Genomic DNA, 14,254 nt, shown 5'->3' with positions numbered 1-14,254 from the left:
ACCCGCTCCCAGCATAATTCCCTGCCAATTCCGATAATGCAACAGATATTGTCAGGGTAATCGTCATTTTCTGGTCAAAAAATCAGCTGAGGTGCGCTTTTTCAGTATTAAAACACCAACAAAACGCTCATTTTTCACACAAACGACCGATTCTAGAAAAGACCGGGCAAAAAGCAACCAATAAAAAGCCGGTCACGAGGACCGGCTTTCATAAAGCGGAGCTGGCTCACATCAGGCTGGGGAAAACCCCCTTGATACCGGCCACCATGATCTCGATACCCAGCGACATCATGATAAGACCCATGATACGGGTCACCACGTTGATGCCGGTGTTGCCCATGATCTTGAACAGCAGCGGCGCGGCGCGGAAGATGAGCCAAGAGCAGAAGGAGAAGACCACGACAACCACTGACATGCCGAGCAGCTGCTGCCAGTGGCTCTGGCTGGCATAGACAATCACCGAGGAGATGGCACCGGGGCCCGCCATCAGCGGCAGCGCCAGCGGTACCACGGCGATAGACTCGCGCACTGCCAGTTCGCCCTTTTCCTGTTTGTTGTGCTTCACCTCGCCCAGCTTGCCCTGCAGCATCGACCAGGCAATCAGGGTAATCAGCGACCCACCGGCGATCCGGAACGACGCCAGCGAGATGCCAAACCCATCGAGGATCAGCTGCCCCATATACATGGAGACCAGCAGGATCACCATCACCGCGATATTGGCGGTGGTATTGGTTTTCATCCGCTCGGCCTGGGTATGGTGGCTGGTCAGACTGACAAACACCGGCAACAAACCAAGCGGGTTGATAATTGCGAACAAACCGACAAAAAACTTCAGATACAACGAGACGTCAATTGCTGCCATAGGCGCCTTCCAATAGAGTTTCGGGCCCAGCGGGCCAGTCCATTAATTTCGTGCGTAAATTTACATCATAGCCAGAGCGGGCACCAATCAAATAATCTCACCATTTTGAGGGTTTTTTAGTTAGTTCATCTAATGCATCCGCGCTAACTGGCATAAACCGATGCCAAAAGCCCTTTCTACCGCCCGACACGCGTTAGAAAAGTGAGCGCAAACCTGCTTAATCATAACCGGAGAGTACGACGATGACTGACCGAATGACCAAGCGACTCGAGAGGATCCAGGCTTTGCCTTCCCACTATTTCAGGCCAGACATCACTTCATTGACTCGGCAAGAGAGCCACAATGCAAAAACCGGGAAAGGGGGCAGAAATGGCCCCCTTGGGGAATAAAGCGGATTAGTCATGGATTAAAACAACAATCATTTTTGCAACAAACGCTGGAATAAAGTGCGTTTGTCGGTGATTTTGAAACCAATTCACTCATATTTGCTAACCTATACCGCCAAAATAGCTCTGTAATACTATGGCCGAGTGCAATTAACCACTTGATAAATGTGGTTTATTACTCTGCATTAACAAGTCTCTCACCTTTCCCTTTGATGCACATTCCGATAACATCAGTCAAACAAGGATTGTGAAATAAAATTTCTTTTGTTCTTTTGTTACACATGATCCAGATCAAGTTTTTCTGAGTCAGCCCCGCTCTATAATCGACTCAGAAAGCGATTTAGTAAGGCATGTGAAAAAGCTGTTGCAACGATACCGTCTTGACAGGGCGACTATAATTGCCGGGCATTGCCAACGTCTTACTAAACAGTTTTCAAATAATCAGGAGATAAACATGGCAGTAACCAATTTGGCTGAACTGGATGCACTGGTCGCCCGCGTTAAGGAAGCCCAGCGTGAATTCGCCAGCTTCTCTCAAGAGCAGGTAGACAAGATCTTCCGTGCCGCCGCCCTGGCCGCCAACAACGCCCGTATCCCCCTGGCCCAGATGGCCGTGGAAGAATCCGGTATGGGTATCATCGAAGACAAGGTTATCAAGAACCACTTCGCCTCCGAATACATCTACAACAAGTACAAAGACGAGAAGACCTGCGGCATTCTGAGCGAAGATGATCAGATGGGTACCATCACCATCGCCGAGCCGGTAGGTATCATCTGTGGTATCGTTCCGACCACCAACCCGACCTCCACTGCGATCTTCAAATCCATGATCGCGCTCAAGACCCGCAACGCCATCATCTTCTCCCCGCACCCCCGCGCCAAGAACTCCACCAATACCGCTGCCAAGCTGGTACTGGATGCCGCTGTTGCCGCCGGTGCGCCGAAAGACATCATCGGCTGGATCGACCAACCGTCTGTTGAGCTCTCCAACGCCCTGATGAAGCACGAAGACATCAACCTGATCCTGGCCACCGGTGGCCCGGGCATGGTGAAAGCAGCCTACTCTTCCGGTAAGCCTGCTATCGGTGTCGGTGCCGGTAACGTGCCTATCGTTATCGACGAAACCGCCGATGTTAAGCGTGCCGTTGCCTCCATCCTGATGTCCAAGACTTTCGATAACGGCGTGGTCTGTGCTTCCGAGCAGGCAGTCATCGTTGTTGATGCCATCTACGACCAGGTTAAAGAGCGCTTTGCATCCCACAAGGGCCATGTGCTCTCCAAAGAAGATGCTGACAAGGTACGTAAAGTCATCCTGATCAACGGTGCCCTGAACGCCAACATCGTTGGCCAGCCAGCCACCAAGATTGCCGAGATGGCAGGCGTGACTGTACCGGCTGATACCAAGATCCTGATTGGTGAAGGCGTCAAGCTGTGTGCAGAAGATGAGTTTGCTCACGAGAAATTGTCCCCGCTGCTCGGTATGTTCCGTGCAAGCAGCTTCGAAAACGCCGTTGATATGGCCTGTGACATGGTCAACATCGGTGGTATCGGCCACACCTCAGGTCTGTACACCGACCAGGACCGCAACGCTGACCGCATCAAGTACTTCGGCGACAAGATGAAGACCGCGCGTATCCTGATCAACACTCCGTCTACCCAAGGCGGTATCGGTGACCTGTACAACTTCGCAATGGCTCCGTCCCTGACCCTGGGTTGCGGCTCCTGGAGCGGTAACTCCATCTCCGAAAACGTGGGTCCGAAGCACCTGATCAACAAGAAGACAGTCGCAAAACGGGCAGAAAACATGCTGTGGCACAAACTTCCGAAATCCATCTACTTCCGTCGTGGTTCCCTGCCGATCGCTCTGAGCGACCTGGAAGGTAAAAAGCGTGCCATGGTCGTAACTGACCGCTTCCTGTTCAACAACGGCTACGCCGATGAACTGGTCAGCCTGCTGAAAGCACAGAATATGGAAGTGGAAGTGTTCTACGAAGTAGAAGCTGACCCGACCCTGGCTGTGGTTCGCAAGGGTGCCGAGATGGCCAACTCCTTCAAACCGGACGTTATCCTGGCGCTGGGCGGTGGTTCACCGATGGATGCAGCCAAGATCATGTGGGTGATGTACGAGCACCCGAACACTGCGTTCGAAGATCTGGCCATGCGCTTCATGGACATCCGCAAGCGTATCTACAAATTCCCGAAAATGGGCGTGAAGGCCGAACTGGTCTGTATCACCACCACTTCCGGTACCGGCTCTGAAGTCACTCCGTTTGCGGTAGTAACCGATGAAGTGTCTGGTCAGAAGTATCCGCTGGCTGACTACGAGCTGACCCCGAACATGGCCATCGTTGATGCCAACCTGGTCATGGGTATGCCGAAGTCCCTGTGTGCCTTCGGTGGTATCGATGCCGTGACTCACGCCATGGAAGCCTATGTTTCCGTACTGGCTAACGAGTACTCCGACGGTCAGGCGCTGCAAGCCCTGAAAATGCTGAAAGAGTACCTGCCGTCCAGCTACCAGAACGGTGCCAACGACCCGATCGCTCGTGAGAAGGTGCACAATGCAGCCACCATCGCCGGTATCGCGTTCGCCAACGCCTTCCTGGGTGTGTGCCACTCCATGGCTCACAAACTGGGTGCCGAGTTCCACATTCCGCACGGTCTGGCTAACGCCCTGCTGATCAGCAACGTCATCCGCTACAACGCGAACGACAACCCGACCAAGCAGACTGCGTTCTCCCAGTACGACCGCCCGCAGGCTCGTCGTCGTTACGCCGAAGTCGCTGACCACCTGGGTCTGACTGCTGCCGGTGACCGCACCGCCGCCAAGATCGAGAAGCTGCTGACCTGGCTGGACGAGCTGAAGGCTACCTTGGGTATCCCGGCCTCTATCCGCGAAGCTGGCGTGACTGAAGCTGACTTCCTGGCCAAGGTTGACCAGCTGGCTATCGAAGCTTTCGATGACCAGTGCACCGGCGCCAACCCGCGCTACCCGCTGATCAGCGAGCTGAAGCAGGTTCTGCTGGACTCCTACTACGGTCGTCCGTTCACCGAAGCCGCTCCGGTAACTGCTGCCCCGGTTGAAGCCAAGGTTGAAGGCAAGAAGAAATCCAAGGCCTGATAACCAGTCCTGAGATAACAAGCCCGCGCACTGCGCGGGCTTTTTTTATCTGCCACTTATCACAGAGCTCCTCTCTCCAGCCGATTGCGGTAGTGCAGCCCCTAACTTCCCAACCAACCAACCAACCAACCAACCAACCAACCAACCAACCAACCAACCAACCAACCAACCAACCAACCAACCAACTAACCAACTAACCAACTCGCCCCAGCCAATCCGCTATCGATATCCCAACCTGTGACTCTGTATTGATGGTCCCCTCTGATAACAAGAGCACGCCCCATCACCTCCTATCCCCTACCCGCAACGAATTACCCTGACGGGCAGATGTGAACAGTCAACGTCATCTACAGAGCTAAAGGTGTGATAAACAGGATAAGCGGAGCCTCGCTAACGCAACGCAGCAGAACTGCCGACTGGCGTACGTGCAGGGCAGCAGGGACAGAGCAATGATAATTCGCAGAGAAAGCGGAGAAGACTGTCAGTGAAGAGAGTTGTTGCACCGGTTGATCAACCGACACATCAATCAGCAGTTGCCACGATGCAAAGATAAAAAAATGGCAGCCATCAGGCTGCCATCGGGAGAGCACGATTCAGCGATCAGAGGGTCGCAGCGACTTCATCGGAGATGGAGCCGTTGTGATACACCTCTTGCACATCGTCCAGATCTTCCAGCATGTCGATCAGACGCATCAGCTTGGGTGCAGTTTCTGCATCCAGCTCCGCTTCGGTGGAGGGGATCATGGTCACTTCGGCGCTCTGGGCCTTGAAGCCGGCAGCTTCCAGACCATCCAGCACGGTACCGAAGTCGTTCGGGGTGGTGTACACCTCGATGGTGCCATCCTCTTCGGTGACCACGTCATCGGCGCCCGCTTCCAGCGCGGCATCCATCAGGGCATCTTCGTCTACGCCCACGAAAGTCAGCAGACCTTTCTTGCTGAACAGATAGGCAACGGAGCCGTCGGTACCCAGGTTGCCACCGCACTTGCTGAAGGCGTGACGCACTTCGGCTACGGTACGGTTACGGTTGTCGGTCAGGCACTCTACCATCACGGCAGAGCCAGCCGGGCCGTAACCTTCGTATACGATGGTCTCGAGCTGTTCGCCATCGCCACCACCGGCGCCACGCTGAATGGCACGGTTGATGGTGTCGCGGGTCATGTTGTTGGTCAGGGCGGCAGTCACCGCAGCACGCAGACGCGGGTTGTTGGCGGGATCGGCATCACCCAGACGCGCGGAGGTAGTGATTTCGCGGATCAGCTTGGTGAAGATCTTGCCACGCTTGGCGTCCTGAGCGGCCTTGCGGTGTTTGATGTTGGCCCATTTACTGTGACCTGCCATAGAGACTCTCCGTTATTTTTTAAATGTCAGTAACACTGATCATGACTAACCCAAGGGAAACACAGAGGCCGCACGGCGGCGGCCTCCGGTGCCGGTATCGGCTTACTCGTCGCCCTTGACGGTGGTTGCAATCGCCAGCTCACCCAGTTGGGCGGCGTTGGCAAGGCTGGGGGCGTCTGTCATCAGACAGGCGGCCGCGGTCGTTTTCGGGAAGGCGATGACGTCCCGAATGTTTTCGGTGCCGGTCAGCAGCATGCTGAGACGGTCCAGACCGAAGGCCAGACCGGCGTGCGGCGGGGTGCCGTACTTCAGCGCATCCAGCAGGAAGCCAAACTTCAGGCGCTGCTCGGCCGGGGTGATACCCAGGATATCGAACACGGTGGATTGCATCTCGCTGTTGTGGATACGGACAGAACCGCCACCCACTTCGTAACCGTTGATCACCATGTCGTAGGCGTTGGCGTAAGCACCCACCGGGTTGGCTTTCAGCTCGGCCGGGCTCATGTTGCTCGGCGCGGTGAAGGGGTGGTGCATGGCAGCCAGACCGCCTTCGCCATCTTCCTCGAACATCGGGAAGTCGATGACCCACAGCGGCTTCCAGCTGTTCTCCAGCAGACCCAGATCACGGCCCACTTTCAGACGCAGGGCGCCCATGGCATCGCAAACCACTTTCTTGGAGTCGGCACCGAAGAAGATGATGTCGCCGTCGGCCGCGCCGGTACGGGCCAGGATCTCGCGCACGATGGAGTCAGAGAGGAACTTGGCAACCGGAGACTGCACGCCTTCGATGCCATTGGCCGCTTCGTTGACCTTCATCCAGGCCAGGCCCTTGGCACCGTAGATACCGACAAACTTGGTGTACTCGTCGATCTGCTTGCGAGAGAGCTCGGCACCACCCGGTACTTTCAGGGCTGCCACACGGCCTTTCGGATCGTTGGCGGGGCCCGCGAACACGGCGAACTCGACAGCAGTCAGCAGATCAGCCACATCGACCAGCTCCATCGGCAGACGCAGGTCCGGCTTGTCGGAGCCGTAGCGACGCATGGCTTCGTCAAAGGTCATGATCGGGAAGTCGCCCAGATCCACGTTCAGGATGTGCAGCCACAGTTTACGGATCATCTCTTCCATCACTTCACGCACCTGCGGCGCGGTCATGAAGGAGGTCTCCACGTCGATCTGGGTGAATTCCGGCTGGCGGTCGGCACGCAGGTCTTCGTCACGGAAGCACTTGACGATCTGGTAGTAGCGATCGAAGCCGGACATCATCAGCAACTGCTTGAACAGCTGGGGGGATTGCGGCAGAGCGTAGAACTTGCCCTTGTGCACGCGGCTCGGCACCAGATAGTCACGGGCACCTTCCGGGGTGGCCTTGGTCAGCATCGGGGTCTCGATATCGAGGAAGCCGTGCTCGTCCATGAAGCGGCGTACGAAGGCGCTGGCCTTGGCACGGGTCTTCAGGTACTTGGCCATCTCGGGACGACGCAGATCCAGGTAACGATACTTGAGGCTGATCTCTTCGCTGTTGACCTGATTGAAGTCCAGCGGCAGCGGCTCGGCACGGTTGATGATGTTGAGTTCGTGGGCGAACACTTCGATGGCGCCAGTGGCCATGTCGCTGTTGCGCTGGGACTCGGGACGGGTGCGCACCACGCCGGTCACCTGGATGCAGAACTCGCCGCGCAGCTCGGAGGCCAGGGCGAACGCGTCCGGCTTGTCCGGATCGAAGAACACCTGAACGATCCCTTCCCGGTCGCGCATATCGATAAAGATCAGACCGCCGAGATCACGACGACGATGAACCCAACCGCACAATGTAATGGTCTGCCCTGCATGGGCCTCATTGACCTGTCCGCAATAGATAGAGCGCATGGACTTCTTCCTTCGAAATTGTAGAGAGACGGTTAACCTTGGGCCGCCGGGCACGACTGGCAAGCACCGTCTGTCTCACAGCTGGCCAGATTCTTTTTCTTACCCGGTTTGAAATCAGTCTCGTACCATCCGGTTCCCTTGAGCCGGAAGCCTGCCGCCGATATCAGCTTGACCAGATTCGGCTTGCTACAGGCCGGACAGTCGGTCAGGGGGGCATCGGAAAGCTTTTGCAGTTTTGCCAATTCATGGCCACAGACGTCGCAACGATATTCGTAGATAGGCATGGGTCACAAGAAATTGAAAAACAAAAGGGCTGGCATTATAGAGGAAAACCCCCTTTTGGGTAAAATGGCCAGCAGCCTCCTTTCGCCAGTTTTTTGCACTCGATGGCAAAAAGCGGGTAAAAAATCGGCACGAATGCACCAAGAGTGAAGAGAATAGCCATCATGAGCCTCTATTTGGGCCTGCCGCAGTGGTCCCACCCCGGCTGGCCCGGCCAGCTACTGGGCCTTGGCGCCAAGCCTGCCGAACACCTCGCCCACTACGCCACCGTGTTCAACTCAGTGGAGGGTAACACCACCTTCTACGCCCTGCCGACACCGGACACGGTACAGCGCTGGGCCGATGCGGTGCCCGATCACTTTCGTTTCAACTTCAAATTTCCGCAAACCATCAGCCACCAGAGCGATCTGGTGAGCGCAGACAAACAAGTCGCCGACTTTATTCGCCTGCTCGCCCCGCTGCACGACAAGCTGGGGCTGCTCACCCTGCAGTTGCCCGCCCGTTTCGGGCCACAGGGGCTGGCCAGACTGGCGGCCTTTATCGAGCGGCTGCCACGGGCGTTTCGCTACGCCCTCGAGGTGCGTCACCCTGACTTCTTCGCCAAGGGGGAGGCCGAGCGAGCATTGAACCGGCTGCTCATGGAACAAGGCATCAACCGGGTGATGCTCGACAGCCGGCCACTCTTCTCGGTGCAAGCAACCACGCCAGCCCTTGTCGATGCCCAGGGCAAGAAGCCACGCCTGCCGGTACATCTGCTGGCCACCGCCAACGCCCCCATGGTGCGCTTTATCGGCCTGCCGGATCCGGCGGCCAATCACCCCTTCCTGCCCAGCTGGCTCCCCCACTGGCGCCAGTGGCTTTCCGAGGGCAAGGATCTCTACCTCTATATACATACTGCCGACAACGCCCAGGCACCTGAGCTGGCCCGCCAGATCACCCGCTTGCTGGAGCAGGAGATGGCCCCCTGGCCAGGGGAAAACGATCGCGCACGGCAGGGAGTGCTGCGCTTTTAGCCAACCCATTCTGCGGCCATCGTTTCGCTGCAAAAAAAGTGCTTTTTTGTGGCGTGGCAAGCCCTGGCGTCAAGACAAACGGCCATCAATCCTCTACACTACCGCCCCAAGTAAGGGTCCGGAACATGGCCCGTACGAACAGGACAGGTCCAAAGGATTTCACGACCAGCCACCCCGTTCGTAAACAGGTGATAAATCTACTCTGATGGGTGTCACCCAACGACTCAATTGAACAATACAGCCGGGTGATGTCCCGACTGTCAGGTTGCGCCAGCATGCATACCAAAGATCAAATTTTTGCCGCCCCGATCGCCCGATTGGGTGACTTCTGTTTTGACGAACAGGTCGTCGACGTGTTTCCCGATATGATCCAGCGCTCGGTGCCGGGTTACAGCAACATCATCTCTGCCATCGGCATGATGGCCGCCCGCTACGCCCAACCCGAGAGCCGACTCTATGATCTCGGCTGCTCACTGGGCGCCGCGACCCAGGCGATGCGTCGCCATGTCAGCCAGTCCGGCTGCCGCATCACCGCGGTGGATCTCTCCCACCCGATGATTGAGCGCGCCCGCGCCCACCTCTCCGGTTTCAAATCCGAGGTGCCGGTGGAGCTGGTGGAAGCAGATATCTGCGACATCGAGATCGAGAACGCCTCCGTGGTGGTGCTCAACTTCACCCTGCAATTTGTCGAGCCCGAAAAGCGTGCTGCCCTGATCCAGCGCATTCACGATGGTCTGCGCCCGGGCGGGATCCTGATCCTGAGCGAGAAGTTCCGCTTTGAAGATGAACCGGTCAACGAGCTGCTCATCGATCTGCACCTCGACTTCAAGCGGGCCAATGGCTACAGCGAGCTGGAGATCAGCCAGAAACGCACCGCCCTTGAGAACGTGATGCGCACCGACAGCCTGCCGGTGCATCAGGCTCGCCTACGGGACGCCGGTTTCGTCCATCAGGATCTCTGGTTCCAGTGCTTTAACTTCGGCTCCATGATTGCCATCAAATCCAGCGACGCCCAGCCATGATCGACTTTGCCAATTTCTATCAACTGATTGCCAAAAACCGGCTGAGCCACTGGCTGCATACCCTGCCCGCCCAGCTGCACGCCTGGCAACATGACAACCAGCATGGCGACCTGCCGCGCTGGAACCGCGCTCTCAACAAGCTGCCGGTGGTCTCCCCCGGCAACGTCGAGCTGAAAAGCCGGGTCGAGATTGGCTCGGCCGAGAGCCTGGGCGAAGGGGAGCGCAAGAAGGTCGAAAGCCTGCTGCGCCACTTCATGCCCTGGCGCAAGGGGCCGTTCACCGTGCACGGCATCCACATCGATACCGAGTGGCGTTCTGACTGGAAGTGGGATCGGGTGCTGCCCCATATCAGCCCGCTCGAAGGACGTTACGTGCTGGATGTGGGTTGCGGCAGCGGCTACCACCTCTGGCGCATGGTGGGTGAAGGGGCTCGGCTTGCAGTCGGCATAGACCCGAGTCCGCTGTTCCTCTGCCAGTTCGAGGCCATTCGCCACTTCGCGGGCAATGATCAGCGTGCCCACCTGTTGCCGCTCGGTATTCAGGAGCTGCCGGAGCTGCGTGCCTTTGACACCGTCTTCTCCATGGGAGTGCTCTATCACCGCAAATCCCCCATCGAGCACATCGAGCAGTTGCGCAATCAATTGAAAGATGATGGCGAGCTGGTGCTGGAGACGCTAGTGATTGACGGCGGTGTCAACGACGTGCTGATGCCCACCGATCGTTACGGCAAGATGCGCAACGTCTGGTTTATTCCCTCAAGCCGCGCCCTCAAGCTATGGGTCGAGCGCTGCGGCTTCACCGACGTGCGAATAGTAGACGAGAATATGACCAGCACCGACGAACAGCGTCGTACCGACTGGATGATTAATGAATCCCTGAGTGACTATCTGGATCCAGACAATCCGGCACTCACGGTAGAAGGACACCCGGCGCCGAAACGTGCCGTACTGATTGCCCGCAAGGCCAAAGACTAGCCGGTGGCGCTTGTGGAAGTTACACTGACCCAATTCCAGGAAGCACAGTTAAATGAATGACATGAAAAGCAAATTAAAAGGAATGACCCTGCTCTCCCTGCTCAGTCTCGGCGGGTGTGTCAATATGGAAAAAACGCCTCAGGTTCCCGCTCTGACGCTGGCCGAGCTTCGTAGCGAGCTGAGCCAGAGCGAGCTGCGCCTGCAAACATCCATGGAACAGCAACAGAAGCAGTATGTGCAGCAACAGCACCTGCTGGTTCAGCTCAACACAGATGTCACCAATATGAAAGAGTCCGTCAAGCAAGTAGATCACAAGCTCGCAGCTCTCCCCTCCGAGCCACCCAAACCGATGGCCATCCCCACCGAGAAGTGCCCGGCCCCCAATCAGGGCCACACCATCGATGGCAAGCTGATGGTCGGTGAAGCGGAGTGGATCTGGGTTGATGCCGCCAACGACGCCTTCCAGGCGCGGGTCGATACCGGTGCGACCACCTCCTCCATCAGTGCCCAGGAGATCACCATTTTCGAACGCAATGGCAAAAACTGGGTGCGCTTCTTCCTGAGTCATCAGGATGTGGATGACAAGATCCAGATCGAAGCGCCGCTGGTACGCCATGTGCGGGTGCGTCAGGCCTCTGCCGACGATCTCGACCGCCGTCCGGTGGTCCGTCTGGCGGTACGGATTGGCGACATGACCGAGAAAGCCGAATTTACCCTGAAGGACCGCAGCGACATGACCTTCCCGGTGCTGCTGGGTCGCGAATTTTTGAAAGACATCGCCGTGGTTGATGTGGCCCGCGAATATATCCAACCCAAACCCAAGCTCAAGGATGTGAAATAATCCATGGTTTCCCGTAAGCCGTTCTATTTGCTGGTAGCCCTGCTGTACATTGTCGGCCTGGGGATGACGATCTATCACCATATCGCGTTGGATGTGCCGCTGACGCCCGGTGAAAAGCGCCAGATCTGGTCCATCGAAGCCAAGCTGGAGTTTGAGGCGACCGGTGAGCCGGTGATCGCCTCCCTGGCCATTCCGGGCACCCAGCCCGGTTTCACCCTGATGAACGAGAACGCCGCCAGCCCCGGCTACGGCCTCTCCTTTGTCGAGAAAGATGGCGATGCCCGCGCCGAGTGGTCCATCCGCACCGCCTCCGGCCGTCAGGAGCTCTACTACCGCGTCGACATGATGGCAGATGCCCATGCCAAACCGGCCGCCAATCCGCAGCCGCCTGCCATCGAGAAGCAGATCGAGAGTGAGCCTTATGCCACCGCGATGAAGCAGATCCTCGAGCGGGCCCAGGAGCGCTCTGCCGACGGCTACACCCTGACTCGCGAGATCATCAAGGAGATCGAGAAGCAGGAGCAGAACGCCGAGCTGCTGAAAAAGCACAAGAGCCGTGCCAACCTGATCGCCGAGCTGCTCAACAATGCTGACGTCCCCACCCGCGTGGTGCATGCTCTGAATCTGGAAGATGGCCGCCGTCGTCAGGAGCTGGTGGATTACCTGCAGGTATTCAACAGCCCGACCGACTACAAGCTGTTCAACCCGCAAACCGGTGAACAGGGCCGTCCGGCCAACCTGCTGCTGTGGGAGTACAACTCCGGCGCCCTGCTGGATGTGACCGGTGGTCACAACTCCCGTGTCAGCTTCTCGATGATCGAGCAGGAGCAGCCGGTCAGCGTGGCGCTGGCCCAGAAGTTTGAAAAATCAGAGATGATGAACTTCTCTATCCACAGCCTGCCGCTGGAAGAGCAGACCCTGTTCAAGGGCTTGCTGCTGATCCCGATCGGCGTGCTGATGGTGGTGTTCTTGCGCGTGATTGTCGGCATCAAGACCTCCGGTACCTTTATGCCGGTGCTGATCGCCGTCGCCTTTATCCAGACCCAGCTGATCACCGGTCTCATCGGCTTCCTGCTGATCGTCGGCACCGGTCTCATCATCCGCTCCTATCTATCTCGGCTTAACCTGCTGCTGGTCGCCCGAATATCGGCAATCATCATCATGGTTATCTCGATGATCGGTATCTTCTCCGCGTTCGCCTTCAAGCTGGGGCTGACCGACGGTATGAAGATCACCTTCTTCCCGATGATCATCCTCTCCTGGACCATCGAGCGGATGTCCATCCTGTGGGAAGAAGAGGGCCCGAAAGAGGTGTTCCGTCAGGGCGGTGGCTCCCTGCTGGTGGCCATCATCGCCTATCTGGCCATGGACAACGAACTGATCCGTCACCTCACGTTCAACTTCCTCGGCCTGCAGCTGGTACTGATGGCGACCGTGTTGTTGATGGGTAACTACACCGGCTACAAGCTGAGTGAGCTGAAGCGCTTCAAGCCGCTGGTGGACGAGATCAAGTCTGGCGCCACCCCGGGTAAGGACAAGTAACAGATGTGGTTCTGGGAAAAGTACACTACTCCGTGGAGCCTGTCGCAGGCAGGCATCCTCGGTATGAACAAGCGCAACCACTCCTACATCAGCCGCTACAATCCGCGCAGCCTCTATCCGCTGGTGGATGACAAGCTGCAGACCAAGCAAATTGCGCTGGATGCAGGCGTGACGGTGCCTGAGCTGATCGGCACCATCCGTGCCCAGCACGATGTAGGTCGCATCACCGAGCTGGTAAAAGATTGGCCGGGCTTCTGCATCAAGCCGGCCCGTGGCTCTGGCGGCAAGGGGATCCTGGTGATCCTCCGTCAGGAAGATGGTCTCTTCTACAAACCCAACGGCAGCGCCTGCAACGGCCAGGATCTGGAGCGCCATGTCTCCAACATTCTGGCGGGGCTCTATTCGCTTGGTGGCAAGCCAGACGTAGCGCTGGTCGAAGGCCTTATCAACTTCGATGACGTATTCGACGGCTACTCGTTCGAAGGGGTGCCCGATGCCCGGGTGATCATCTTCAAAGGCTTCCCGGTGATGGCGATGATGCGCCTCTCCACCTCGGCCTCCGATGGCAAGGCGAACCTGCACCAGGGCGCCGTTGGGGTGGGTCTGTGCCTGCGTACCGGCCGCGCGCTGCGGGCGGTGCAGTTTGGCAATCCGCTGCGACACCACCCGGATACCGGCCTCGACCTCTATGAGCTCAAGGTACCCCACTGGGATACCCTGCTCACCCTGGCCGCCTCCTGTTACGAGATGTCTGGTCTGGGCTACATCGGTACCGACATGGTGCTGGACAAGTTCCGCGGCCCCATGCTGCTGGAGCTCAACGCCCGCCCGGGTCTGGCCATTCAAATCGCCAACGGTCGTGGCCTGGTGCCCAACCTCAAGACCATCGAGAAGCTGGGACAGGTCAAGATGAGCGTGGCGCAGCGGGTCAACTTTGCCAAAGAACACTTCGGTATCTTTGACGAGTAGTCCCGCCCCCCATGTCAAAAGCGCGCCAAAGG

General features: G+C 57.5%; 11 protein-coding genes. 7 read left to right on the top strand and 4 right to left on the bottom strand.

Annotated elements, in window-relative coordinates:
- Positions 1 to 226 precede the first annotated feature (226 nt).
- Positions 227 to 862: a YchE family NAAT transporter gene (locus G5182_RS02640; protein ID WP_005337678.1), complete on the bottom strand. Its 636-nt coding sequence runs from the start codon at positions 860 to 862 to the stop codon at positions 227 to 229.
- A gap of 840 nt (positions 863 to 1,702) precedes the next feature.
- On the opposite strand from G5182_RS02640, the gene adhE reads away from it, so the two are divergent.
- Entirely contained in the window at positions 1,703 to 4,369 is a 2,667-nt protein-coding gene (adhE, locus tag G5182_RS02635) for a bifunctional acetaldehyde-CoA/alcohol dehydrogenase (protein ID WP_019446648.1), read from the top strand.
- Between the two features lie 600 nt (positions 4,370 to 4,969).
- On the opposite strand, the gene G5182_RS02630 is transcribed toward adhE, so the two are convergent.
- The 3 genes from G5182_RS02630 to G5182_RS02620 all read right to left on the bottom strand — a co-directional run bounded on the left by G5182_RS02630 (position 4,970) and on the right by G5182_RS02620 (position 7,863).
- Complete coding sequence (locus G5182_RS02630) at positions 4,970 to 5,710, bottom strand: YebC/PmpR family DNA-binding transcriptional regulator (protein WP_005337681.1); 741 nt, start codon at positions 5,708 to 5,710, stop codon at positions 4,970 to 4,972.
- 102 nt (positions 5,711 to 5,812) lie between these two features.
- Positions 5,813 to 7,579: an aspartate--tRNA ligase gene (aspS, locus tag G5182_RS02625; protein ID WP_157162313.1), complete on the bottom strand. Its 1,767-nt coding sequence runs from the start codon at positions 7,577 to 7,579 to the stop codon at positions 5,813 to 5,815.
- Positions 7,580 to 7,611: 32 nt separating this feature from the next.
- Positions 7,612 to 7,863, bottom strand: a complete 252-nt coding sequence (locus G5182_RS02620) for an FmdB family zinc ribbon protein (RefSeq protein ID WP_005337686.1) — start codon at positions 7,861 to 7,863, stop codon at positions 7,612 to 7,614.
- A 162-nt stretch (positions 7,864 to 8,025) separates the two neighbouring features.
- Between G5182_RS02620 and G5182_RS02615 the strand changes: the two genes are divergently transcribed.
- The 6 genes from G5182_RS02615 (at position 8,026) to G5182_RS02590 (ending at position 14,222) form a co-directional block, all read left to right on the top strand.
- On the top strand, positions 8,026 to 8,874 hold the full coding sequence (locus G5182_RS02615; protein WP_227342372.1) for a DUF72 domain-containing protein: 849 nt from the start codon (positions 8,026 to 8,028) through the stop codon (positions 8,872 to 8,874).
- A 275-nt stretch (positions 8,875 to 9,149) separates the two neighbouring features.
- Complete coding sequence (gene cmoA / locus G5182_RS02610) at positions 9,150 to 9,896, top strand: carboxy-S-adenosyl-L-methionine synthase CmoA (RefSeq protein ID WP_069529805.1); 747 nt, start codon at positions 9,150 to 9,152, stop codon at positions 9,894 to 9,896.
- Positions 9,893 to 10,870 carry a tRNA 5-methoxyuridine(34)/uridine 5-oxyacetic acid(34) synthase CmoB gene (gene cmoB / locus G5182_RS02605; RefSeq protein WP_042056497.1) on the top strand — a complete coding sequence of 326 codons (978 nt, stop codon included), beginning with the start codon at positions 9,893 to 9,895 and terminating at the stop codon, positions 10,868 to 10,870. Before cmoA ends, cmoB begins: the two co-directional genes overlap by 4 nt.
- A gap of 52 nt (positions 10,871 to 10,922) precedes the next feature.
- Complete coding sequence (locus G5182_RS02600; protein ID WP_227342371.1) at positions 10,923 to 11,711, top strand: ATP-dependent zinc protease; 789 nt, start codon at positions 10,923 to 10,925, stop codon at positions 11,709 to 11,711.
- A gap of 3 nt (positions 11,712 to 11,714) precedes the next feature.
- Entirely contained in the window at positions 11,715 to 13,253 is a 1,539-nt protein-coding gene (locus tag G5182_RS02595) for an inactive transglutaminase family protein (RefSeq protein ID WP_227342369.1), read from the top strand.
- A 3-nt stretch (positions 13,254 to 13,256) separates the two neighbouring features.
- Positions 13,257 to 14,222, top strand: coding sequence for an alpha-L-glutamate ligase-like protein (locus tag G5182_RS02590; protein ID WP_216953262.1), 966 nt, complete (start codon positions 13,257 to 13,259; stop codon positions 14,220 to 14,222).
- The last annotated feature ends 32 nt before the right edge of the window (positions 14,223 to 14,254 follow it).

This window comes from Aeromonas sp. 600948 (assembly GCF_049174875.1).
Taxonomy (GTDB): domain Bacteria; phylum Pseudomonadota; class Gammaproteobacteria; order Enterobacterales; family Aeromonadaceae; genus Aeromonas; species Aeromonas veronii_A.
The sequence above is the reverse complement of the archived record's forward strand: the minus strand, read 5'-3'. Positions and strand labels throughout refer to the sequence as shown.

Bases quoted from the DNA above. Each gene is read 5' to 3' on its own strand.
- cmoA (WP_069529805.1), top strand. From the start codon at position 9,150: ATGCATACCAAAGATCAAATTTTTGCCGCCCCGATCGCCCGATTGGGT.
- cmoB (WP_042056497.1), top strand. From the start codon at position 9,893: ATGATCGACTTTGCCAATTTCTATCAACTGATTGCCAAAAACCGGCTG.
- G5182_RS02600 (WP_227342371.1), top strand. From the start codon at position 10,923: ATGAATGACATGAAAAGCAAATTAAAAGGAATGACCCTGCTCTCCCTG.
- adhE (WP_019446648.1), top strand. From the start codon at position 1,703: ATGGCAGTAACCAATTTGGCTGAACTGGATGCACTGGTCGCCCGCGTT.
- G5182_RS02615 (WP_227342372.1), top strand. From the start codon at position 8,026: ATGAGCCTCTATTTGGGCCTGCCGCAGTGGTCCCACCCCGGCTGGCCC.
- G5182_RS02640 (WP_005337678.1), bottom strand. From the start codon at position 862: ATGGCAGCAATTGACGTCTCGTTGTATCTGAAGTTTTTTGTCGGTTTG.
- G5182_RS02620 (WP_005337686.1), bottom strand. From the start codon at position 7,863: ATGCCTATCTACGAATATCGTTGCGACGTCTGTGGCCATGAATTGGCA.
- G5182_RS02595 (WP_227342369.1), top strand. From the start codon at position 11,715: ATGGTTTCCCGTAAGCCGTTCTATTTGCTGGTAGCCCTGCTGTACATT.
- G5182_RS02630 (WP_005337681.1), bottom strand. From the start codon at position 5,710: ATGGCAGGTCACAGTAAATGGGCCAACATCAAACACCGCAAGGCCGCT.
- aspS (WP_157162313.1), bottom strand. From the start codon at position 7,579: ATGCGCTCTATCTATTGCGGACAGGTCAATGAGGCCCATGCAGGGCAG.
- G5182_RS02590 (WP_216953262.1), top strand. From the start codon at position 13,257: ATGTGGTTCTGGGAAAAGTACACTACTCCGTGGAGCCTGTCGCAGGCA.